Source organism: Janthinobacterium sp. 35 (genome assembly GCF_002754575.1).
Lineage (GTDB): Bacteria > Pseudomonadota > Gammaproteobacteria > Burkholderiales > Burkholderiaceae_D > Janthinobacterium > Janthinobacterium tructae.
Window position 1 is genome coordinate 1,452,380 of record NZ_PEFN01000001.1, and the last position, 22,342, is coordinate 1,474,721.

15 protein-coding genes are annotated in these 22,342 nt (G+C 60.8%); 6 read left to right on the forward strand and 9 right to left on the reverse strand.

The genetic code is table 11. The annotated features are described in order from the left end of the window. Nucleotides 1-79 precede the first annotated feature (79 nt). The 3 genes from glnE to CLU93_RS06530 all read left to right on the forward strand — a co-directional run bounded on the left by glnE (nucleotide 80) and on the right by CLU93_RS06530 (nucleotide 4,204). The gene (glnE, locus tag CLU93_RS06520; RefSeq protein ID WP_099760459.1) at nucleotides 80-2,836 is read left to right on the forward strand and encodes a bifunctional [glutamate--ammonia ligase]-adenylyl-L-tyrosine phosphorylase/[glutamate--ammonia-ligase] adenylyltransferase; all 2,757 of its coding nucleotides are present in this window, start codon (nucleotides 80-82) and stop codon (nucleotides 2,834-2,836) included. A 99-nt stretch (nucleotides 2,837-2,935) separates the two neighbouring features. After that, the gene (locus CLU93_RS06525) at nucleotides 2,936-3,412 is read left to right on the forward strand and encodes a cache domain-containing protein (RefSeq protein WP_099760460.1); all 477 of its coding nucleotides are present in this window, start codon (nucleotides 2,936-2,938) and stop codon (nucleotides 3,410-3,412) included. A 27-nt stretch (nucleotides 3,413-3,439) separates the two neighbouring features. After that, entirely contained in the window at nucleotides 3,440-4,204 is a 765-nt protein-coding gene (locus tag CLU93_RS06530) for a YoaK family protein (RefSeq protein ID WP_071079191.1), read from the forward strand. A 180-nt stretch (nucleotides 4,205-4,384) separates the two neighbouring features. On the opposite strand, the gene gap is transcribed toward CLU93_RS06530, so the two are convergent. Together gap and tkt are read right to left on the reverse strand one after the other, a co-directional pair. After that, a complete protein-coding gene (gene gap, locus CLU93_RS06535) occupies nucleotides 4,385-5,395 on the reverse strand; it encodes a type I glyceraldehyde-3-phosphate dehydrogenase (protein ID WP_099760461.1) in 1,011 nt (336 codons plus the stop codon). A gap of 76 nt (nucleotides 5,396-5,471) precedes the next feature. After that, a complete protein-coding gene (gene tkt, locus CLU93_RS06540) occupies nucleotides 5,472-7,469 on the reverse strand; it encodes a transketolase (RefSeq protein ID WP_099760462.1) in 1,998 nt (665 codons plus the stop codon). 194 nt (nucleotides 7,470-7,663) lie between these two features. Between tkt and CLU93_RS06545 the strand changes: the two genes are divergently transcribed. Then, entirely contained in the window at nucleotides 7,664-8,389 is a 726-nt protein-coding gene (locus CLU93_RS06545) for a 16S rRNA (uracil(1498)-N(3))-methyltransferase (RefSeq protein ID WP_099760463.1), read from the forward strand. Between the two features lie 179 nt (nucleotides 8,390-8,568). Here the strand turns inward: CLU93_RS06545 and CLU93_RS06550 are convergent, their stop codons facing one another. After that, nucleotides 8,569-11,511: a TonB-dependent receptor gene (locus CLU93_RS06550; RefSeq protein WP_099760464.1), complete on the reverse strand. Its 2,943-nt coding sequence runs from the start codon at nucleotides 11,509-11,511 to the stop codon at nucleotides 8,569-8,571. 967 nt (nucleotides 11,512-12,478) lie between these two features. On the opposite strand from CLU93_RS06550, the gene CLU93_RS06555 reads away from it, so the two are divergent. Then, the gene (locus tag CLU93_RS06555) at nucleotides 12,479-14,107 is read left to right on the forward strand and encodes an NAD(P)/FAD-dependent oxidoreductase (RefSeq protein WP_099760465.1); all 1,629 of its coding nucleotides are present in this window, start codon (nucleotides 12,479-12,481) and stop codon (nucleotides 14,105-14,107) included. 15 nt (nucleotides 14,108-14,122) lie between these two features. Here CLU93_RS06555 and CLU93_RS06560 read toward each other — a convergent pair whose 3' ends face one another. The 6 genes from CLU93_RS06560 to glnA all read right to left on the reverse strand — a co-directional run bounded on the left by CLU93_RS06560 (nucleotide 14,123) and on the right by glnA (nucleotide 21,442). Beyond that, the gene (locus CLU93_RS06560) at nucleotides 14,123-15,496 is read right to left on the reverse strand and encodes a GAF domain-containing sensor histidine kinase (RefSeq protein WP_099760466.1); all 1,374 of its coding nucleotides are present in this window, start codon (nucleotides 15,494-15,496) and stop codon (nucleotides 14,123-14,125) included. Nucleotides 15,497-15,630: 134 nt separating this feature from the next. Continuing rightward, the gene (corA, locus tag CLU93_RS06565) at nucleotides 15,631-16,596 is read right to left on the reverse strand and encodes a magnesium/cobalt transporter CorA (RefSeq protein ID WP_071079199.1); all 966 of its coding nucleotides are present in this window, start codon (nucleotides 16,594-16,596) and stop codon (nucleotides 15,631-15,633) included. Between the two features lie 142 nt (nucleotides 16,597-16,738). Then, complete coding sequence (gene ntrC / locus CLU93_RS06570; protein ID WP_099760467.1) at nucleotides 16,739-18,229, reverse strand: nitrogen regulation protein NR(I); 1,491 nt, start codon at nucleotides 18,227-18,229, stop codon at nucleotides 16,739-16,741. Between the two features lie 48 nt (nucleotides 18,230-18,277). Then, a complete protein-coding gene (gene glnL, locus CLU93_RS06575) occupies nucleotides 18,278-19,366 on the reverse strand; it encodes a nitrogen regulation protein NR(II) (RefSeq protein ID WP_099760468.1) in 1,089 nt (362 codons plus the stop codon). 5 nt (nucleotides 19,367-19,371) lie between these two features. After that, nucleotides 19,372-19,881, reverse strand: a complete 510-nt coding sequence (locus CLU93_RS06580; protein ID WP_306594695.1) for a DUF4124 domain-containing protein — start codon at nucleotides 19,879-19,881, stop codon at nucleotides 19,372-19,374. Nucleotides 19,882-20,026: 145 nt separating this feature from the next. After that, nucleotides 20,027-21,442 (reverse strand): type I glutamate--ammonia ligase, encoded by a 1,416-nt coding sequence (gene glnA / locus CLU93_RS06585; RefSeq protein WP_071079202.1) that lies wholly within the window; start codon nucleotides 21,440-21,442, stop codon nucleotides 20,027-20,029. 385 nt (nucleotides 21,443-21,827) lie between these two features. Between glnA and CLU93_RS06590 the strand changes: the two genes are divergently transcribed. Next, the gene (locus CLU93_RS06590; protein WP_099760469.1) at nucleotides 21,828-22,289 is read left to right on the forward strand and encodes a rhodanese-like domain-containing protein; all 462 of its coding nucleotides are present in this window, start codon (nucleotides 21,828-21,830) and stop codon (nucleotides 22,287-22,289) included. The last annotated feature ends 53 nt before the right edge of the window (nucleotides 22,290-22,342 follow it).

Sequence of the window (22,342 nt, forward strand, 5' to 3'; positions counted from 1 at the left end):
TTTACCGCATCCCCCGCCGTTCACAGCCAAGTTAAACAAGAACCATGCAAGCAGCATTCACGAGACCCTTACCGACACCATGAGCACACAGCCTTTGATCTCCGCCTCCCGTTTCTACCAGCGCTGGCTGAGCGCCGCCCCCGAGCGCGCCGCGCAGATAACGCAACTGGTGCGCGCGCCGCTCGACGGGCTCGATTTTGCCGCCGCGCTGGCCGACCAATCGAACGCCGCCACGCCGCCGCTGCCGGCCGAGCGGGCCATGCGCCGCCTGCGCAACCTGCTTGTGTGCGGCCTGATCGAGCGCGATCTTTGCGGCCAGGCCGACTTGAACGAAGTCGTCACGGCCATGACGGGCTTTGCCGATTTCGCCATCCGCACGCATGTGGACGCCATCATGGCCGAGATGGTGGCCTTGCACGGCATGCCCGTCGGCGAAGAGTCGGGCGAGGAACAGGCATTGATGGTGCTGGCGATGGGCAAGCAGGGCGGCGGCGAGCTGAATGTCTCGTCGGACATCGACCTGATCTTTGTCTACCCGGAAGATGGTGACACGCAAGCTACCCAGCCGGGCCAGCGCAGCCTGTCGAATCACGAGTTTTTCATTCGCATGGGCAAGAAGCTGATCGCCGCCCTGGCCGAAATCACGCAAGACGGTTTTACCTTCCGCGTGGACATGGCCTTGCGTCCGAACGGCAACTCGGGTCCGCTGGCCGCCAGCCTGGGCATGGTGGAGCAATACCTGATCGTGCAGGGCCGCGAATGGGAACGCTACGCCTGGGTCAAGGCGCGCGCCGTGACGGGCAAGCCGGAAGATATTGCCTCGCTTGACGCCATCGTGCGCCCGTTCGTCTTCCGCCGCTACCTCGATTTCGGCGTCATCGATGCCATCCGCACCATGCACGGCCAGATCCGCGCCGAGGTCAACCGCCAGGAGCGGCTGCACCCGGACCGCAGCAACAACGTCAAACTGGGCCGCGGCGGCATCCGCGAAATCGAATTCCTCGCGCAAGTGTTTCAATTGATACGCGGCGGGCGCGACGCGGAGCTGCGCGAGCGTTCCACACGCGCCACCCTGCGCACGGTGGCAGACAAGGGTTTGCTGGAACCGGCCATCGTGGAGCAATTGCTCGGCTCCTACACGTTCCTGCGCAACCTGGAACACCGGCTGCAATACCTGGACGATGCGCAAACCCATACCCTGCCCGCCAACGAGGCCGACCGCCTGGTCGTGGCGCAGATGATGGGCTTGCCCGACACGCCTACCCTGCTGGCCCAGCTCGAAGCGCACCGCGTGTTTGTCGCCGGCCAATTCGACGAAATGTTCAGCGACAAGAGCAGCGGCACGCCGCCGGCCGACACGGGCATCGACCCGCAGACGTCGAACGACTGCGCCGCCTCGGACCAGCAGGAAGCCATCGAGGCGCGCTTCGCCGCCCTGGGTTTCCACGAACCGGCCGCTTGCGCGCGGCGTTTGCTGGCCACATGGCAGGCGCCGCGGCTGCAATCCTTGCCCGAGGCGAGCCGCACGCGTCTGGTGGCCCTCGTCAATTCCGCCCTGCCCCTGATCACCGATTGCTCCGTTTCCAACGGTAACGCCAGCCAGCTGGCCACCCTGGGCCGCCTGCTCGACTTTTTGGAAGCCATCGCGCGCCGCTCGGCCTATTTGTCGCTGCTGACGGAATATCCCCATACACTCGAGCGCGTGGTGCGCATGGTGTGCGCCAGCGGCTGGGCCGCCACCTTCCTCACGCAGCACCCGATCCTGCTCGACGAACTGTTAGACGAACGCATCCGCAATACGGTGCCGGATCCAAACGCGCTGGCGCTGGACCTGCAGCGCCAGCTCGACGACGCGCCCGGCGACACGGAGCGGCAGATGGATATCCTGCGCGAAACACACCATGCGCAGCTGTTCCAGTGCCTGGCGCAAGACCTGGCGGGCGACCTGAGCGTGGAAAAGCTGGCCGATTACCTGTCGCAGCTGGCCGACATCATCGTTGCCGCCACCGTCCAAGCCGTGTGGCAAACCTTACCGACGCGCCACCGCGACGTGCCGAAATTCGCCGTCATCGCCTACGGCAAGCTGGGCGGCAAGGAACTGGGCTATGTCTCCGATCTCGACGTCATCTTCCTGTTTGACGACGATGACCAGGAAGCGCCAGGCCTGTACGCCAAGCTGGCGCAGCGCTTCATCACCTGGATGACCTCGCACACCTCGGCCGGCATCCTGTTCGACATCGATATCGCCCTGCGCCCCGATGGCGCCTCGGGCATGCTGGTTTCCAGCGTGCAGGCATTCGAGCGCTACCAGGGCAGCGCGGCCTGGGTGTGGGAGCACCAGGCGCTCACGCGCGCGCGCTTCTGCGCCGGCGACGTCGCCATCGGCAAGCACTTCGAACGCATCCGCGACACGATCTTGCGCAAGGAGCGCCCGGAAAACGGCCCGCTCAAGGGCGAAGTGGTGGCCATGCGCAAGAAAATGCTGGACGCCCACCCGCCCCGCCCTGGCAGCTTTGATTTGAAACAAGATCCGGGCGGCATGATCGACATCGAGTTCATGGTGCAATACCTGGTGCTGCAGCATGCGGCGCAGTATCCGCAGCTGACGGCCAACTCGGGCAATATCGCCCTGCTGCGCCTGTGCGGCGAACTGGGGCTGATCGACCCGCAGCTGGCCGCCCTGGTGGCCGACGCCTACCGCGCGCTGCGCAAGCTGCAGCACCAGTTGCGCCTGCAAGGCCACGACCTGGCCCGGGTGGAACCGGAAAGAGTGCGCGTGCATGCGGACAACGTGATGCGCCTGTGGCACACGATCTTTCCCGCAACGATTGCATAAGCCCGGCGGCGGCGTATGATACGTACAGGCAATTCCACTTCCCAGTAGTGCCGTACAACAGGCCGCGCCGGAGTTGCCTATCATCCCAGGAGACAGCGTATGAAGACGAGTGTAAAAACGGGCATCCACGCCCTCGTTGCCAGTTTCATCCTCTGCGCCATGCCGGCAGCGGCATGGGCCGCCCCCAAGGGCAGCGCGGACGAAGCCATCGCCATGACCAAGCGCGCCGTGGCCATGATCAAGGCCGATGGCAAGGAAAAGGCCTTTGCCGCCATTGCCGATCCCGCCAACACCAGCTTCCATGACCGCGACCTGTACATTTATGTGTACGACATGAATGGTGTCACCCTGGCGCACGGCAACAATCCCAAGATGGTCGGCAAGAACCTGATCGACCTGAAGGACAATGAGGGCAAGGCCATCGTCAAGTCGCTGATCACCACGGCCAATACGCCGGCCGGACGCGGCTGGGTAGACTTCAAATGGCCCAATCCGCTGACCAAGGTGGTCGAGCAAAAATCCGGCTACATCGAACGGGTCGACAATATGATCGTCGGTTCCGGCATCTATAAATAAACCACGGCAAGAGGAAACCACGCCCGCATGCCGCTCCATTACCTGTCCCGCCTGAGCGGATCGGCACGCGATACGCAAGCCAACCTGCAGCTCGGTTGTGTGCTGGCGCTGGTGGCCGGCGCCGTGAATGCGGGCGGCTTTCTCGCCATCGGCGGCTATACTTCGCACATGACGGGCATCGTTTCCGGCATGGCGGACGACCTGGCGCTGGGCAATATCACGCTGGCCCTGGCCGCGCTGGGCGCCTGGCTGGCCTTTGTCAGCGGTGCGGCCGTGACGGCCATCATGGTGAACTGGGGCAAGCGGCGCCGGCTGCATAGCCAGTTTGCCGCCAGCCTGCTGCTGGAAGCGGCCCTGTTATTGCTGTTCGGCCTGACGGGCAATTATCTGGCCACCATGCCCGACGTGCTGGGCCCCGTCACCATCTTGCTGTTGTGCTTTGTCATGGGTTTGCAAAACGCCATCATCACCAAGATTTCGGGCGCCGTCATCCGCACCACCCACGTGACGGGCCTGTCCACCGATATCGGCATCGAACTGGGCAAGATGGCGTATTACAATCGGCGCCACCTGCCGGACCGGATGGTGAAGGTCAACCGCGGCAAGCTGAGAACGCACAGCCTCTTGATCAGCTGCTTTTTCATCGGCGGCGTCAGCGGCGCACTTGCCTTCAAGCACATTGGCTTTCCGGCTGCCACCATCCTGCTCGCCGGCGTGCTGACCCTGCTGTCGGGCGTGCCCGTGCTGCGCGACCTGCGCGTGCTGTGGCGCTTTTACCGCCGGCGCTTGTAGGGACACCTAACAAAACCTACTGCGCGTCGCGCTTTGCGGCCGGCGATGCTCACCGTGCTCAAGCACGGTTGCGCTTCTCGGCCACAACTCACTGCCGCTCGCTACGGTTTTGTTAGGCGTCGCAAATTCACAAATGAAAAAAAACGCCCCGAAGGGCGTTTTTTGCAGGCTAGCCAGGAATTACTTGGCCGACATCAGTGCAACGGTGGTGTCGAGCATGCGGTTCGAGAAACCCCACTCATTGTCGTACCACGACGATACTTTCACCAGACGGCCCGATACCTTGGTCAGGGTCGAATCGAAGTTCGACGAAGCCGGGTTATGGTTGAAGTCGATCGATACCAGCGGTTCGGTCTGGTACGTCAGGATGCCTTCCAGGGCGCCTTCCGATGCGGTTTTCATCAGCGCGTTGACTTCTTCCACCGTGGTGTCGCGCTTGGCGATGAAGGTCAGGTCGACCAGCGAGACGTTGATGGTCGGCACGCGGATGGCGAAGCCGTCCAGCTTGCCATTCAGCTCAGGCAGCACCAGGCCAACGGCGGCAGCAGCGCCCGTCTTGGTCGGGATCATGCTCATGGTGGCCGAACGGGCGCGGCGCAGGTCTTCATGCATCACGTCGGACAGCACCTGGTCGTTGGTGTAGGCGTGCACGGTGGTCATCAGGCCCGTTTCGATGCCGATGGCGTCGTTGAGCGGCTTGACCAGCGGTGCCAGGCAGTTGGTGGTGCACGAGGCGTTCGAGATGACGGTGTCGGTCGATTTCAGTACCGAGTGGTTGACGCCGAACACGACGGTCGCATCGACGTCCTTGCCGCCTGGTGCCGAGATGATGACTTTTTTCGCGCCGCCCTTCAAGTGAGCCGAAGCTTTCTCTTTGGTGGTGAAGAAACCCGTGCATTCCAGCACGACGTCCACGCCCAACTCGCCCCATGGGATTTCAGCAGGATTGCGCTGTGCAAACACGCGGATCGAATCGCCATTGACGATCATGTTATCGCCTTCGACGGTAACCGTGCCCGGGAACTTGCCGTGCGCGGTGTCGTAGCGGGTCAGGTGGGCGTTCGATTTGGCATCGCCCAGGTCGTTGATGGCAACGATCTGGATGTCCTGTTTCTTGCCGCCTTCGTAGAAAGCGCGTAATACATTACGGCCGATGCGGCCGTAGCCATTGATTGCAACTTTGATCGTCATACTCTGCTCCTGATTAAAAAAGAAGGTACATGCACGCCCCCGGCGAGCACATCGCCAGGACCGTTAAAAATCAATATTAGCCAGCGATAACGGCTTTCACCTTGGCGACAACGTTCTCGACCGTGAAGCCGAAATGCTTGAACAGCACGCCGGCAGGCGCCGATTCGCCGAACGTGTCGATACCGACCACGGCGCCTTCCAGGCCCACGTATTTGTACCAGAAGCTGGTCACGCCCGCTTCGATGGCCACGCGCGGCACGCCCTTCGTCAGTACGCTGGCCTTGTAGGCGGCGTCCTGGCGGTCATACACGTCGGTCGACGGCATCGACACCACGCGCACGTTGATGCCTTCCGAGGCCAGCGCGCTGGCGGCAGCGACAGCCAGTTCCACTTCGGAACCGGTAGCGATCAGGATCGCCTTGGCATCGGCCACATCGTTCAGCACATAGCCGCCGCGGTAGATATTTTCAATTTGCTCGCTGGAACGCTCCTGGTACGGCAGGTTCTGGCGCGAGAAAATCAGGGTCGACGGGCCATCCTTGCGGCGCACGGCGGCGCCCCAGGCAGCAGCCGACTCGACGGTGTCGCACGGACGCCAGTTGTCCAGGTTCGGGATCAGACGCATCGACGAGACGTGCTCGACCGATTGGTGCGTCGGGCCGTCTTCGCCCAGGCCGATCGAATCGTGGGTGAACACGAAAATCGAACGCAGTTTCATCAGCGCGGCCATGCGCAGGGCATTGCGGCTGTAGTCGGAGAACGTCAGGAAGGTGGCGCCGAACGGGATGTAGCCGCCGTGCAGGGTGATACCGTTCATGATGGCGCTCATGCCGAATTCGCGCACGCCGTAGTTGATGTGGTTGCCTGGCTGGCCCGAACGCACGGCCACGCACTCTTTCCAGTTGGTCAGGTTCGAACCGGTCAGGTCGGCCGAGCCGCCGAGGAATTCCGGCAGCGACGACGCCAGCGCCTGGATGGCGTTCTGGCTGGCCTTGCGGGTGGCGATGTTTTCTTTCTTCTCGACGCAGGAAGCGATGGCGGCGCTCAGGGCCGCTTCGAATGCCTGCGGCAACTCGCCCTGCATGCGGCGGGTCAGTTCAGCGGCTTGCTGCGGGAATTCGCGGGTGTAGGCGGCGAAGCGCTCGTTCCAGTCCGCTTCCAGCAGGGCGCCTTGTTGCTTGGCATCCCAGGCTGCGTACACGTCGACCGGCATCTCGAACGGTGCGGCATCCCAGCCGATGTATTCGCGTACGGCAGCGATTTCCTTGTCGCCCAGCGCGGCGCCGTGGACCTTGTCGCCGCCTTGCAGGTTCGGCGAACCCTTGCCGATGATGGTCTTGCAGCAAATCAAAGTTGGCTTGCTGGCGGTCTTGGCGGCGGCGATGGCGGCAGCCACGGCGGCAACGTCATGACCGTCGACGGCGCGGATGACGTTCCAGCCGTACGCTTCGAAGCGGGCCGGGGTGTCGTCCGTGAACCAGCCTTCGACTTTGCCGTCGATGGAAATGCCGTTGTCATCGTACAGGGCGATCAGCTTGTTCAAGCCGAGGGTGCCGGCCAGCGCGCACACTTCGTGCGAAATACCTTCCATCAGGCAACCGTCGCCGACGAAGGCGTAGGTGTAATGGTTGACGATGTCGTGGCCAGGCTTGTTGAATTCAGCAGCCAGCAATTGCTCCGACAGGGCCATGCCGACGGCGTTGGCGATGCCCTGGCCCAGCGGGCCGGTGGTCGTTTCCACGCCTGGCGTGACATCGACTTCCGGGTGGCCCGGGGTTTTCGAATGCATCTGGCGGAAGGCCTTGATGTCATCCATCGACAGGTCGTAGCCCGTCAGGTGCAGCAGCGCGTAGTGCAGCATCGAGCCGTGGCCGTTCGACAACAGGAAACGGTCGCGGTTCTGCCATTTTGGATTCGCTGGATTGTGGCGGTAGTGACCACTCCACAGGGCAACTGCGATCTCGGCCATGCCCATCGGCATGCCTGGATGGCCGGAGTTGGCCTTTTGTACAGCGTCCATTGCCAGTGCGCGGATCGCATTGGCCATTTTGGTAGTCGGGAGCGTAGTTGTCATGATGGTGTGGGTCAGTCGCGAGTTTGGGATTCGTTTGCAACAGCACGGACAAGAAAGAACCCAGGCCGGCTGCTTTATGTAGTCAACTATTTTACCAGACTGGGGGGCTGCAAATTAGAATTGCGGCGTACTGGCCCGCCAAATGGCTATACTTTGACGTCTTTCCACCCCACTTACCCCCGTTGAGGATTTGCATGCCGCGTTTTTTCTGCCCCCAGCCGCTCGTCGCCGGCGCCACCGTCTCCCTGCCGGAGGCTGTCGCCCACCATATCCAGGTCGTTCGCCTGGCGCCGGGCGACGTCATCACCCTGTTCAATGGCGAAGGCGGCGAAGTGCAAGCCAGCCTGGTAGCGGTGGCCAAGCGCAGCGTGACGGCGGAAATCCAGGCGCACGTGGCGCGCGAAGCGGAACTGCCGTATGCCGTGACACTGGCGCAGGCGTTGCCGGAAGCATCGAAAATGGACTGGATCATCGAAAAAGCCATCGAACTGGGCGCGGCCGGCATCGTGCCGCTGGCGGCGCAGCGCTGCGTGGTGCGCCTGTCCAGCGAGCGAGCCGAGAAAAAGCTCGCGCATTGGCAAGGCATCATCGTCTCCGCCTCGGAACAATGCGGGCGCAACCGCCTGGCCCAGCTGGCGCCCTTGCAAGACTTCAATAGCTGGAGCAGCCAGCAAGATTTGCATAAGCGCATCATCCTGACGCCGCGCGCGCAGCAGTCGCTGGCCGACTGGGCGCGTCACCAGCCGCCGCAAGCGATCACCGTGATGGTGGGACCGGAAGGTGGATTTACCGAGGCGGAAGAAAAAGCCGCCATCGCAGCTGGCGCCATCGGCTTGGCGATGGGGCCGCGCATCCTGCGCACGGAAACGGCGGGATTGACGGCGCTGGCCACGCTGGCGGCATTGTGGGGCGGGATGTAGTAAAGAGCAGGCAGCGGCGCCACAATGAAAAAGCCACCCGGCAATCATATCGGGTGGCTTTTTTTTGGTAGCGGCATCACGCGCAGGAAATCCGCAGACATAAAAAAACCGGCCCCTTTCTTGACAGGGGCCGGCTCCGTGACATCAAGTGCCTCGCGGCACTTCAAGGTCAAGCTTGCTTAGAACTCGTAACCTGCCGTGAAGCGGAAGGAACGACCGGTCTGGATCGACACTGGCTGCAGGTACGTCGGGCTTACCGTGCCCAGCGCGCTTTCGCCTTGCTCGTTGATCGCGGTGACATTACGCTCATTAAACATGTTCAACACGTCAACTTGGAAGGTCAAACCTTTTTTCCATTTTGGCTGGTATTGAACCTGTGCGCTGATTTCCTTGGTCCAGCCCAGACGGCCCAGGGTGCCGCGCGGGTTCAAGACGCCGTTGCAGTAGAACGAAGCAGCGCCGTAACCGACGGATACGCTATCGAGGTCGCCGTTGTAGTAACCGAGGCAATTTTTAGGACGGCCCGATTGCAGCAACATGTTACCGCCAACGCGCCATTCTTCAGCCACTTGATACGAACCGAACACTTTGAATGTGTGGCGGCGATCGTTTGGCAGGTAGCCGTTCGAACCTTCCATCAGACCTGGGTAATCCCAGTCTTGGCTGATACCGGCATCATCCTGACCGATGTCGGACTTGACATAGCCTTCCGTATTTCCCTTGCTGTAGGCCAGCACATACGAACCTTGCAACGTCCATTTGCCATCCCATGGACGCTCAAACGTCAGTTCCAGTGCCTTGAACGTACGCTCTGGTTTAGGGAAGTTCAAGGCCGAGCCTGGAATCACGACCGGTGTGAAGCCTTTGCCATTATCAAAATCGATATTGGCGGTCAGGTCACCACCTGGGTTGTACAAGAAGCAATGACCAACGGTATCGGCGATGGTTTGTGCATCGGCGGCGCTGTAGCCGTTTGCCGATGCCCATTTGCCGGCGCCTTCATCGTTACACATGTCGTCCATCACGCTTTTCAGCTTGCGGTAGGTCAGCTTGGCGCCAACCACCCAGCGGCTTGGCAGCGCTTGCTGGATACCGAGGATGTACTCATCCTGAAACATCGGCTTGATTTTAGGATCGACGACCGATTTCGGATCGCCAGCCTTGCCATCGGACACGACCAGGCGATTGCCCAATTTCTGCCCCATCGCAGGCAACGCCGTCTTGTCGCCGGCAAACGAGCCGCCGAACGCGTAGTAATCGCTATAGTCAAGCTCAGCACCAGCCAGACGTACGTTGGTGTTGGACATCACAGGAATGTAGTAGCGGCCGGCATTGGCGAACACTTTGGTGTCCGAATTGCCCTTCACGTCCCAGACCAGGCCCAGGCGAGGAGCCCAGGTATTTTTCACATCGATAAACGTGGCGCCTTCGGCGTTCATGTTCTTGAACGACTCGTTACGCACGCCGATCGAAGCGACGACGTTCTTCGTCACTTGCCAGTTATCTTCCAGGTAAAAAGCCGAGTTTTTGGTTTCGAACGAACCGCCATTCTCGAAGTGACGCACGGTCACGACTTGTTGCACTGCACCCGTGTTGTTGACATAACCATTGCTGAGTTTGCCGCCAGCGTTCAGGTTGGTCACTCGGTAGTTGTCGCCACCAGGGTAGAAAGTACCGTCGGTAACCTTGTAGGTCTCGTTATCCATACCGAAACGCAGGCCGTGGTCGCCGAAAGTCCATTCTGCGTCGATACGATACGCTTTGCGTTCGTCGTTTGCCTTCGGGTCGGTGATCGACGTCTGGGTGGCACAACCATACTGCTTGATTGTCGAAGTACGGCGATCGGTAATGTATGGGCAGGCAGAGGACGACACATCGGACTTGCGGTTGTAGCGGCCGAGGCCAACCAATGCCGACACGGTCAGGTCATTCGTGACCCAAGACGTGTATTTACCGATGTAGTTTTCACCGCCGGTGGTGTACTCGTCATTGCCTTGGAACTCGCCCTTTTCCTTGCCATAGGCGGTTGGCGAAACCCAGGTCTTGACCTTGTCCTTGGTCTTGTCGCTAAACGCCGTCAGTTCCAGCAGGTTGGAATCGTTGATGTTCCAGTCCGCTTTCAGCAAGTACTTTGGCGAGTTCGACGTCGTCGTATCCTGGCGGTTCGAGTTATACGTCTTGCGTTCGATATCTGCGCCTTGCACCAGGCCAAAAATGAACAGCTTGTCCTTGATGACCGGACCACCCAGCCAGATGTTCGATTGCAGGTCATCCGTGCCACCCGGCTTCTCGACCAGGTTCCACTTGCCGGTGCTCGGGCTCTTCTCGGCATAGACCGCCGATGCCGACGTCGATTCTGGCGAGTAGATGACGTTGACGCCGCCTTTCCACTCATTGGTGCCACGCTTGGTGGTCACGCTCAGCACACCACCCAACGAACGGCCGTACTCGGCGCTGTAGCCACCGGTTTTGACTTGTTGCTGACCAATTGCATCAAACGGAACCTGGTTGAAGGCTACGCCGTTGAGCGAGTTGGTGACGTTAAAGCCGTTGATGTAGTAAACGTTTTCAGCCGGCGATGCACCGCCCAGGGAAGGTACGTTACCGCCGCGCAATGCGGTCTGGCCGATACGGGCATCGCCCTTTGTCGCGCCAGGAGCCAGCAGCGCCACGGCTGTGACATCACGTGTTACAGGAATGCGGTCGATCGCAGCCTTGGTCAACACCATGCTCGATTCAGGCGACTTGACATCGATGCGGCTGGAGCGCGTACCCGTCACGGAGACGGTCTGTATCGCGCCAAAGTCCGCGCTCGCGCCAACACCCGCCGACACGAACACAGTGGCTTCTTCCACGGTGCCAGTCGGAGTCGTGGCTTTCACTTGATACGTACCTGGTGGCAACTGTGGCACGGAGTAGCTACCATCTGACGAAACCTTGATGGTACGGGTCACACCGATTGCCTTATTTTCAAGCACCACTGTAGCGCCGGCAGGCGCCTTGCCCGAAATCGCACCGGTTGTATTGGACTGCGCGTAGGCTGCTGGCAGCACCACCATCGACGTGACCGTCGCGGTAAATGCTATCGACAAGGCATGCGCCAAGACTGTTTTTCTCAACATTTGGTTTCCTAATTATTAGAATTTAAGCGCCTCTGATAGAGTGGCTTGTTTAATTTTTAAGCACTAAATCATGTTTAATACGTTTTTGTTTCCGATTTTAGTTTTTGAATCATTGATATTTCCCCCTGCCACTGGTGGGACAGGTTTTGGAAGAAATCCAACAGTCTATCCAAGCGATATATAAAACCATAGCGCGCCAAGCAGTGTCAATACGGGATGTAAAATGATGCAAGGAAACAACAAAATAGCACCAAGGAGGATGTCCAACTTGGTGCAGGCACGCACGAATTTGATGCGTTGCAATAAAATCGAATATCAATAGCTAAAAACCGCACTTGGCAATTAAAAATATTGTCGTCCGCAGAGCCAGCGCAGCATCGCTTGCGGATTTGCTGCAATGCAGTTTGACCAACCTCTCCACTGCGGCCCGCCTGCACATCCTCGTTGCGAAAATACAACGATGGTGAAAATTACACTAGGAAACAAAGATTTTTTCCGTTATATTTTGAATATAGAAATCTAAAAAATAAGTTTACGCTTTGATCAAAAAAACGATAAACCCCAGGATTGCAGCGGCATAATTCTATTCGTATATTTTTTCCAGATAAGTAAACTCGTAATTTTAAAAAGAGCCTCATTCGTTTTATCTTCATAGTCGATAATCTGGATCACATCAAACGCGAATATAAACCGGAGACCTTTTCCACATCACATGGAAAGCAGGGCCCGAGTTAATCACGACATTTATATTCCGCGCACTCTTTTTAAATCCATGCACACCCTCCCCTGAGCCGCAGCACGCCATTGCGGCCGCGAAAAATCGTAGCTCCTCAGCAACAGAATTACCCAGAACACGCCAGCACTGTGCGCTGACGGTAAAATAGCGCCTTGCGCGCGCATGGTTGGATTGATGCGGCGCGGACTCTCCGCTAACTACGGAGCCCGGCAATTTTTGAAAATACACACCATGTTGCGACTCAACGAAGTAAAACTCCCCCTCGAACACGACGATGCAGCCCTGCCCGCCGCCATCCTGGCGCGCCTGGGCATCGCCGCCGCCGATTTGCTCGGCTTTACCGTCTTCAAACGCAGCTACGACGCGCGCAAGCGCAGCGCCGTGGTGTTGATTTACTCGCTGCATGTTGACGTCAAGAATGAAGCGGCCGTGCTGGCGCGCCTGGGCCACGATATCCACCTGATGCCCGCACCCGACACCGACTATAGATTCGTCGCCGGCGGCGAACAGCTGGCCGGCCACACTAGCGAACCGCGCCCCATCGTCATCGGCACGGGTCCCTGCGGCCTGTTCGTGGCGCTGATCCTGGCGCAGATGGGCTTGCGCCCCATCATCCTGGAACGCGGCAAGCAGGTGCGCGAACGCACGGTCGACACCTTCGGCTTCTGGCGCAAGCGCGAACTGAACCCGGAATCGAACGTCCAGTTCGGCGAAGGCGGCGCCGGCACTTTTTCTGACGGCAAGCTGTACAGCCAGATCAAGGATCCCAAGCACTATGGTCGCAAGGTACTGACGGAATTCGTCAAGGCCGGCGCGCCCGAGGAAATCATGTATGTGAGCAAGCCGCACATCGGCACCTTCCGCCTGGTCAAGATGGTGGAAGAAATGCGCGCGAATATCGAGCAGCTGGGCGGCGAATACCGCTTCAGCAGCAAAGTGGTCGATCTCGACATCGTGCCCGGTGCCGACGGCGGCCAGGTGCGCGGCGTGGTGCTGGACAATGGCGAGACCATCGCCAGCAACCACGTGGTGCTGGCCATCGGCCACAGCGCGCGCGACACCTTCGAGATGCTGCACCGCCGCGGCGTGTACATCGAAGCCAAGCCGTTCTCGATCGGTTTCCGCGTGGAACACCCGCAATCCTTGATCGACAACTGCCGCTTCGGCCCCAGCGCCGGCCACCCGATTCTGGGTGCGGCCGACTACAAGCTGGTGCACCACGCCAGCAATGGCCGCTCCGTCTACAGCTTCTGCATGTGCCCGGGCGGCACGGTGGTGGCTGCCGCCTCGGAGCCAGGCCGCCTGGTGACGAACGGCATGAGCCAGTACTCGCGCAACGAGCGCAACGCCAACAGCGCCATCGTCGTCGGCATCACGCCGGCCGACTATCCGGGCGACCCGTTGGCCGGCATCGCCCTGCAACGCGAGCTGGAAGAGCGCGCGTTCGCCCTGGGCGGCGGCAACTACGATGCGCCAGGCCAACTGGTGGGCGACTTCGTGGCCGGCCGCGCCTCGACCGAATTTGGCAGCGTGGTGCCATCGTACAAGCCGGCAGTGCACTTGACGGATCTGGCGCCGGCCCTGCCCGAGTACGCGATCACGGCCATGCGTGAAGCGTTCCCGGCATTCAACAAGCAGATCAAGGGCTACTACAAGGCCGACGCCGTGCTGACGGGCGTGGAAACGCGCACGTCATCGCCGATCCGCATCAAGCGCCGCGACGACAACCTGCAAAGCCTGAATACGCGGGGCCTGTTCCCCGCAGGCGAAGGCGCCGGCTATGCGGGCGGCATCCTGTCGGCGGCCGTCGATGGCATCAAGGTGGCAGAGGCGGTGGCGCTGTCGATGGCAGCCGCCTGAGGCCGGCACAGCAGATCAGGCTGCCAGCGGTAGCCTGATCTGTATGTGACAGCCGGGAGTGCAATCGATGGCGCACACCTGGCCGCCCAGTTGCTGCACGATCGTATAGACGATGTGCATGCCCAGGCCGGAGCCGCCCTGGCCCCGCTTGGTGGTGAAGAACGGTTCAAACATGTGTTCGCGCACGGCGGGCGCCAGGCCGACGCCATCGTCGGAAAACTCCAGCAGCAGCCAGCGCAAGGCCGCGTCATCCACGTCCGCCTCGATGCGAGCGCGTATCGTGATGCGCCCCGGCCCGCCCTGCGGATAGCCGTGGCGGGCGCTGTTCATCAGCAGGTTCGAGAGGATTTGCGACAGTTTCCCGGCCGCCAGGCGCACCTGGCAATCGGGTGCGATATCGAGTTCCACGCCCAGCGCCGCCTTGCGCAGTTCAGGGCTGTGCGCCGACACCAGGCCGTGTACATAGTCGTGCAGCGCCAGGTCGGCCACGTATTCGCTGACCTGGTCCACGGCCAGCTGCTTGAAATTGCCGATCAGGTCGGCCGCGCGCGCCAAGTTGCGCTCGATCAAGGCCGCCGCGCCTTTGAGCGATTCGGCAATGTCGATCAGTTCGGCGCGGCTGACCTTGGCGCCGCCCAGCAGCTGCACCAGCTGGTCGGCATAGCTGCCCATGCTCGACGCCGCCGTCAGCGCCACGCCGATAGGCGTGTTGACTTCATGCGAGACACCCGCCACCAGCGAGCCGAGGGCCGCCATCTGTTCCTGCTCGATCAGGTTCGCTTGCGCCGCCAGCAGCGATTCGGTACGCACGCGCACGATTTCTTCCAGCTGCTGCGTGCGCTCCTGGTGCTGCAGCTCGGCCGCGCCGCGGGCCGAGAAGATCGACAGCAGCAGCAAGGCCAGCAAGCGCTTGTTTTCATCGATGGGACGCGTGTCGATGGCCGACAGGATGCCCAGGGTCTTGCCTTCGGTATCGATCAGCGGCATGCCGACATAGCTTTCCGCATGCATGTCGACCAGCAGGCTATCGAATGGAAAGCGACGCTGGATGTCGCTGCCATGAAAACACATGCTTTGGCAGGTTACGTCCTGGCAAGGCGTGTGCTGCAGGCTGTATTCGATATTCGGCTGGTAGCCGTCGCCACCCCACAGGGCCAGCGTGCGGATGCCTTCGCTGCCATCGTCCATGTGCACCAGGCGCCCGGCGATCACATAGTGCACGTCGAGCGCTTCGGCCAGGTCCTTGACGAGGATGCGCAGGAAGTCGTCGCCACGGGCGTGCGCCGTCGAAGCAGTAATCGAGCGCAGGGCCGCTTCCGCCAGGGTGCGTCGCTGCTCGGGATCGAACAGGGGTTCTTGCGAATTCACATCAAACAACGGAATACTCATGAATGCTCCTGCGCAGCATTGGAAGCGCCAGCCAACCTGCCGGCGTGGCAACCCTCAGCCATGGCCCGCCCGAGCGGACCTGCCGCGATTGTACCCCTGGCTATTGTTTAATAATACAGATACGCAGGAATTTTTTACAGCCAGCCGGAACGCTTGAACAAGTAATACATATAACCGCAGACACAACTCATCAGTCCCACGGCCACGGGATAGCCGTATTGCCAGTCCAGCTCCGGCATGAACTTGAAGTTCATGCCCCACACGCCGGCAAACGCGGTAAATACGGCGAAAATAGCCGCCCAGGCCGCCAACTGCTTGTTCACTTCGCTCTCATCGATGGCCACCATCGACAGATTCACCTGGATGGCCGTGCTGATGGTGTCGCGGATGGTGTCGAGCGTACCGTTGATGCGCGCCAGGTGGTCGTGCACATCGCGGAAATACTCCTGGGTATCGTGGCACAGCGGCGGCACCCTCCCGCCGTGCAGCTTGCCCACCGCTTCCATCAGGGGCGCCACCACGTGACGCAAGACCATGACTTTGCGTTTCAATTGATACAGCCGTTCGATATTGTCGCGCTCGGTGCCACGGTCGAAGATGCGGTCCTCGATCAGTTCCAGCTCCGATTCCAGCGCGTCGAGCACGGGAAAGTAACGGTCGACGACGGCGTCCATCAGCGCGTACAGCACGAAGGCCGAGCCCTGGCGCAGCAAGTGTGGTTCGCGCTCGGCGCGCGCACGCACGCCAAGAAAACCTTGCGAGCTGTTGCTGCGTGACGAGAGCACGTAATTGGCGCCGACAAAGATGTCGACTTCACCCATGACCAGCTCGTTCTCGACCATTTCCACGGTTTTCACCACGGCGAACAGGGAGTCGCCATATTCCTCGATCTTCGGACGCTGGTGACCGCGCTGCGCATCCTCGACGGCCAGTTCATGCAGGCAAAACTCGTGCTGCATCTGTTTCAGCTCGTCCGGCGTGGCGTCGAGCAGGGCTACCCAGACGAAACAGTCGGGGCGCTCGACGTAATCGCTGATATCGTCAATCGGCAAGTCGGCCAGTTTTTTGCCATCCTGATAGGCCACGCAGTTAATCAGCATACAGTTCCACAATGAAAGTTAAGACCGGACGAAACAGTCCGGCAGGCGCCAGCTTACCTTATCGCCTGCTGTGGGTGTTGTGGCGCGCAAGAAACAACGGGAGGGAACGCGGACGAGACAGACGTCCCGTCCGGAAGATAGATCAATCGTCCTTGGCGCCGTCGATGCCCAGTTCGGAGATCTTGCGGGTGATGGTGTTGCGGCCGATGCCCAGGCGCACGGCGGCGTCGTTCTTGCGCCCGTGCGTATGCTTGAGCGCCGTCTTGATCAGGGCCGACTCGAATTGCCGTCCCAGCACGGCCATGACTTCCTGCTGCCCGGCGCCCAGCATGCCGGCCGCCTGTAATTCCAGCAGGCCGATCCAGCCCGGCGGCGTACCATTGGCGGGCGCGGCCGCTTCGAAGACCTGGCCGCCGTGCGGATGGGCAACGGCGGCCGGCGCAGCCTCGGCCGCCGCTGCAGTGGCCGCGCCATCGCTCTGCCCCTGCGTCAATTCCAGCGGCAAGTCCTTGATTTCCACCGTCTGGCCCGGCGCCATCACGGTGATCCAGTTGCACAGGTTTTCCAGCTGGCGCACATTGCCGGGCAAATCGAGGCTGCTGAGAAATTGCATCGTCGGTTCGCTCATGCGCTTGGCTTCCACGCCCAGCTGGCGCGCGCTTTGCACCAGAAAGTGGCGCACCAGGATGGGGATATCCTCGCGCCGCTCCCGCAAACTGGGCAGGCGCAAACGGATCACGTTCAGACGGTGATACAAGTCTTCACGGAACAGGCCGTCGCGCACGCGCTGCTCGAGGTTCTGGTGCGTGGCCGTAATGACGCGCACGTTGGCCTTCATCGGCTGGTGCCCGCCGACGCGATAGAAATGGCCATCGGACAGCACGCGCAGCAAGCGCGTCTGCAAGTCGAACGGCATGTCGCCGATTTCATCGAGGAACAAAGTGCCGTTCTCGGCTTGCTCGAAGCGGCCCCGGCGCGTCGTCTGCGCGCCCGTAAATGCCCCGCGTTCATGGCCGAACAATTCGGACTCCAGCAAATCCTTCGGGATCGCCGCCGTATTCAGGGCAATGAAGGGCTGCGCCGCGCGCGGACTGTGCTTGTGCAGCGCACGCGCCACGAGTTCCTTGCCGGAACCGGATTCGCCCGTGATGAGCACCGTCACATTCGATTGCGACAGACGGCCGATGGCGCGGAACACTTCCTGCATGGCCGGCGCCTGGCCGAGGATTTCCGGCGTTTCCGACGGGCCCGATTCGACGCTGGTCTCGCGCAGGCTTTCTTCCAGCGCGCGGCGGATCAGCTCGACAGCCTTGTCGATGTCAAACGGCTTGGCCAGGTATTCGAAGGCACCGCCCTGGAAGGCCGCGACGGCCGAATCGAGGTCGGAAAAGGCCGTGATGATGATGACCGGCAAGCCGGGAAAGCGCGACTTGACCGTCTGCAGCAATTCCAGGCCGGAGGCGCCCGGCATGCGGATATCGGACACGAGCACTTGCGGCGTGTCAAATTCCAGTGCGGCGATGGCGTCGCGCGCATTGGCAAAACTCTTGGTGGCGAGATTTTCCCGCGCCAGGGCCTTTTCCAGCACCCAGCGGATTGATTCGTCGTCGTCAACTATCCAGATTGGCTTCATTAGTGTGTGCGTCCCGCAATGGATTTCATGGGTGGGATACTGCCTCGCTTATGGCAAGGGGAGAACGATCCTGAAATCGGTGTATCCAGGCCGGCTTTCGCACTCGATCACGCCCAGGTGCTGTTGCACGAAGGTTTGCGCCAAGGTCAGTCCCAGCCCGCTGCCGCCGTCCCTGCCCGACACCAGCGGGTAGAAAATCCGGTCGCGGATCTGGGGTGCGATGCCCGGTCCATTGTCAATGATATGCAAGTCTAATGCCAGGTTGTAGCGGACCTTGGCCAGGGTCACCTGGCGCGCCACGCGCGTCTTGAAAATCAGCTCCGCATCGCCCGCCTCGATGCGCTCGGCCAGCGCTTGCGCCGCGTTGTGCGCGATATTGAGCACGGTCTGTATCAATTGTTCCTTGTCGCCACGAAACTCGGGGATCGAGGCGTCGTAATCGCGCGAAATGGTCAGTCCGCTGGGAAACTCGGCCAGGATCAGGCTGCGCACGCGCTCGCACACTTCGTGGATATTCACGTCGCCCACGATGTGCGGGCGGCGGTGCGGCGCCAGCAGGCGGTCGACCAGGGTTTGCAGGCGGTCCGCTTCCTTGATGATGACTTGCGTGTATTCGCGCAGCTCGCTCAGGTGCAGGGCCGGCAATTCCAGCTCCAGCAGCTGGGCCGCACCGCGGATGCCGCCCAGCGGGTTCTTGATTTCATGCGCCAGGTTGCGGATCAGCTCCTTGTTGACCTGGCTCTGGTCGAGGATGCGCTCCTCGCGGTCGAGTTTTAATTGCTGCACGTTTTCGCGCAGCTCGATCAGCACGCCGTCGCGCGGCGCCTCGAGCGCGCTGACGATGCTGTGCACGCGCAGCGGCTCGCGCCCCAGGCGTTCCAGGCTCAGGTCCTGGCGCAAATCGGAAAACTTGTGTTCAAGCGCCTGTGCGCAAATCCCGGCCAGCTCTTCGGGGTTGAGGAACAGCGCCGTCAGCTTTTGCCGCGACAGGGCCTTCAATGAGCTTTCCAGCAGGTTTTCCGCCGCCGCGTTGGCATAGCTGATGCGGCCATCGCCATCGAGCAGGATCACGGCCGAAGCGAGCAAATCAAGGCCGGCCAGGTGGGCGGGACGGCTGGAATGGTTGTCTATTGTCATGTGCTTTACCGAATATTCGCAATCTCGCGTTTCAGGGCCTCGACGTTCTGCTGCGTCCGGTTGATATTCTCTTTCAACTGCGCCGCTCTTTCCTGATACTTGGCATAGTTGCGTTCATTGCCCTGGCGTTCAGGCTGGCCCTCGTTGAACTCCAGACGCTGGGCCGCCAGTTTCTGCTCTTCGCTGCGCAATTCATCTTGCAGGATCTGGCGCCGGTCCAGGTCGCGCGCCCGTTGCTCGGCGCCATCGACCTTGGGAAACGCGCCAGCGGCGGGCGCCGCCGTGGCCACCGCCTGCGTGGCGGGCCGCGCAGGCGCACCGGCTAGCGGCGCCGTCTTGCGTGGCGGCTCCGTCATGGCGCCCGGTAAATCGAGCAGCTGGCAATGCGTGCCAGCCCGCTTGTCCGTGTACGTCTTGTGTCCTTGCGCATCGGCGCACACATATGACTGCCCGTGCGCCTGTGCCGCCGCGCCCAGCAATCCTGCCATCAGCGCCATTCTGTAATGCTTGGTCAATCTTCACTCCTGTCGGCTCGTGCCGCATCGTTCCTGGGCCGACTATACAACACCGCCCAGTGGCGCCATAACAAAAAACGCGGGCAAGACCATCGCCTCACCCGCGTTTTTTATTCACTACCGGCAAGTTGCCGGCGTGGCGCCATTACAGCGAGTAGTACATGTCGAACTCGGCAGGATGCGTGGTCATGCGCATGCGCTGCACGTCCTGCATTTTCAGTTCCAGGTAAGCGTCGATCATGGAATCGCTGAACACGCCGCCACGGGTCAGGAACTCGCGGTCCTTGTCCAGGGCTTCCAGTGCTTCTTCCAGCGAAGCGCACACGGTAGGGATCAGTGCGTCTTCTTCTGGCGGCAGATGGTACAGATCTTTCGAGGCGGCTTCGCCCGGATGGATCTTGTTGGCAACGCCGTCCAGACCAGCCATCAGCAGTGCGGCGAAGCACAGGTACGGGTTCGCCAGTGGATCCGGGAAGCGCGCTTCCACGCGGCGGCCTTTTGGATTGGCCACGTGCGGGATACGGATCGAGGCGGAACGGTTTTTCGCCGAGTACGCCAGTTTCACTGGAGCTTCGTAGCCTGGTACCAGACGCTTGTACGAGTTGGTGCCCGGGTTGGTGATCGCGTTCAGTGCCTTGGCGTGCTTGATGATGCCGCCGATGTAGTACAGGGCGAAATCGGACAGGCCGGCATAGCCGTCGCCAGCGAACAGGTTTTTGCCATCTTTCCATACGGATTGATGCACGTGCATGCCCGAACCGTTGTCGCCAACGATAGGTTTCGGCATGAAGGTGGCGGTCTTGCCATAGCTGTGCGCCACGTTCCACACCACGTATTTCAGGTTTTGCGTCCAGTCGGCGCGCTCGACCAGGGTCGAGAAGCGGGTACCGATTTCATTCTGGCCTGCGCCAGCGACTTCGTGATGATGTACCTCAACCGGGATGCCCAAGGACTCCAGGATCAGGCACATTTCCGAACGCATGTCCTGGAAGCTGTCCACTGGTGGCACAGGGAAGTAGCCGCCCTTGACGGTAGGACGGTGGCCGCTGTTGCCGCCTTCGATGTCCTTGCCGGTCGACCACGAACCTTCGTCCGAACCGATCTTGACGAAGCAGCCCGACATGTCGATCTTCCAGCGCACGCTGTCGAAGATGAAGAATTCTGGCTCAGGGCCGAAGTAGGCGGTGTCGCCCATGCCCGACGATTTCAGGTAGGCTTCGGCGCGTTTCGCGATCGAGCGCGGGTCGCGGTCGTAGCCCTTGCCGTCCGACGGTTCGATCACGTCGCACTGCATGAACAAGGTCGTTTCTTCCATGAACGGGTCGATATTGGCCGTGTTTGGATCCGGCAGCAAGATCATGTCGGACGCTTCAATGCCTTTCCAGCCAGCGATCGAAGAACCGTCAAAGGCGTGGCCCGACTCGAATTTGTCCATGTCGAAGTGCGACACGGGAACCGTCACGTGCTGCTCTTTACCACGGGTATCAGCAAAGCGGAAATCAACGAATTTGACTTCGTTTTCTTCTACCATCTTCAAGACTTCTGCGGCTGTCATTGCCATGCGTATCTCCTAAATGAATGTGGGGTGAGCCGACCTTAATGCGTCTGGGCTGATGAAGCGAAGCAAACATTGCGTGCCACCAAAACTCATAAGGATCATAGCAGATTCCATGCCAGCTTCTGAAGAGACCTGGCCGCCAGGGGCAAAACCCGGCTATCCCAATGAAAGTTTTCCCGCCCGTGATTTCCAGGCAGTGTTTGCGTCACATCAAGAATGCACTATGCAAGTGCAAAAAACGAATAACGCACCATTGTCGTGCATTTTTCTTTGATTTCTGAAAAATGCCTCATTGTGGTGCGCACGCGATGCACCATGGTTTCCCGTTTGCGGGGCGCGGACGGCGCACTATAATCGACCACACCACCCCACTTTCATCGAGGACGCCATGACTACCGCCGCCGACATCCTGACCACCGCCCGCAGCCGGGCCAATGAAGGCACGCCGTATGCCGGCGCCGTCACACCGCAGGAGGCATATGACTTGCTGCAGCGCGATGCCGCTGCCAAGCTCATCGATGTGCGCACGAATGCCGAGCGCGACTGGGTCGGCCGGGTCGACATCGCCGACACCCAGCACGGTGCGGTGCAGTGGGCCACGTATCCGGGCGGCGTGCCGAATCCCGACTTCCTCGCGCAACTGGCTGCCCAGGCCGGCAAAGACGAGGTGCTGCTGTTCCTGTGCCGCTCCGGCGTGCGGTCGCGCCATGCGGCCAAGCTGGCGACCGAGCACGGCTACGTGAACTGCTTCGACATCCTCGAAGGCTTTGAGGGCGACAAGGATGCCGACGGCCACCGCAAGCAGATCGGCGGCTGGTGCAAGGCGGGACTGCCGTGGCTGGGCGCCTGACGCTGGCCACCTGACTATCTGAAGCGTGTTTGATCTGGCGGGCCACCCTGCGG

Coding starts and splice junctions, on each gene's coding strand:
- glnA (WP_071079202.1), bottom strand. CDS start 21,442: ATGGCAATGACAGCCGCAGAAGTCTTGAAGATGGTAGAAGAAAACGAA.
- ntrC (WP_099760467.1), bottom strand. CDS start 18,229: ATGAAGCCAATCTGGATAGTTGACGACGACGAATCAATCCGCTGGGTG.
- CLU93_RS06555 (WP_099760465.1), top strand. CDS start 12,479: ATGTTGCGACTCAACGAAGTAAAACTCCCCCTCGAACACGACGATGCA.
- CLU93_RS06530 (WP_071079191.1), top strand. CDS start 3,440: ATGCCGCTCCATTACCTGTCCCGCCTGAGCGGATCGGCACGCGATACG.
- tkt (WP_099760462.1), bottom strand. CDS start 7,469: ATGACAACTACGCTCCCGACTACCAAAATGGCCAATGCGATCCGCGCA.
- corA (WP_071079199.1), bottom strand. CDS start 16,596: ATGCTGATTAACTGCGTGGCCTATCAGGATGGCAAAAAACTGGCCGAC.
- CLU93_RS06525 (WP_099760460.1), top strand. CDS start 2,936: ATGAAGACGAGTGTAAAAACGGGCATCCACGCCCTCGTTGCCAGTTTC.
- gap (WP_099760461.1), bottom strand. CDS start 5,395: ATGACGATCAAAGTTGCAATCAATGGCTACGGCCGCATCGGCCGTAAT.
- glnL (WP_099760468.1), bottom strand. CDS start 19,366: ATGACAATAGACAACCATTCCAGCCGTCCCGCCCACCTGGCCGGCCTT.
- CLU93_RS06560 (WP_099760466.1), bottom strand. CDS start 15,496: ATGAGTATTCCGTTGTTTGATGTGAATTCGCAAGAACCCCTGTTCGAT.
- CLU93_RS06550 (WP_099760464.1), bottom strand. CDS start 11,511: ATGTTGAGAAAAACAGTCTTGGCGCATGCCTTGTCGATAGCATTTACC.
- CLU93_RS06590 (WP_099760469.1), top strand. CDS start 21,828: ATGACTACCGCCGCCGACATCCTGACCACCGCCCGCAGCCGGGCCAAT.
- CLU93_RS06545 (WP_099760463.1), top strand. CDS start 7,664: ATGCCGCGTTTTTTCTGCCCCCAGCCGCTCGTCGCCGGCGCCACCGTC.
- glnE (WP_099760459.1), top strand. CDS start 80: ATGAGCACACAGCCTTTGATCTCCGCCTCCCGTTTCTACCAGCGCTGG.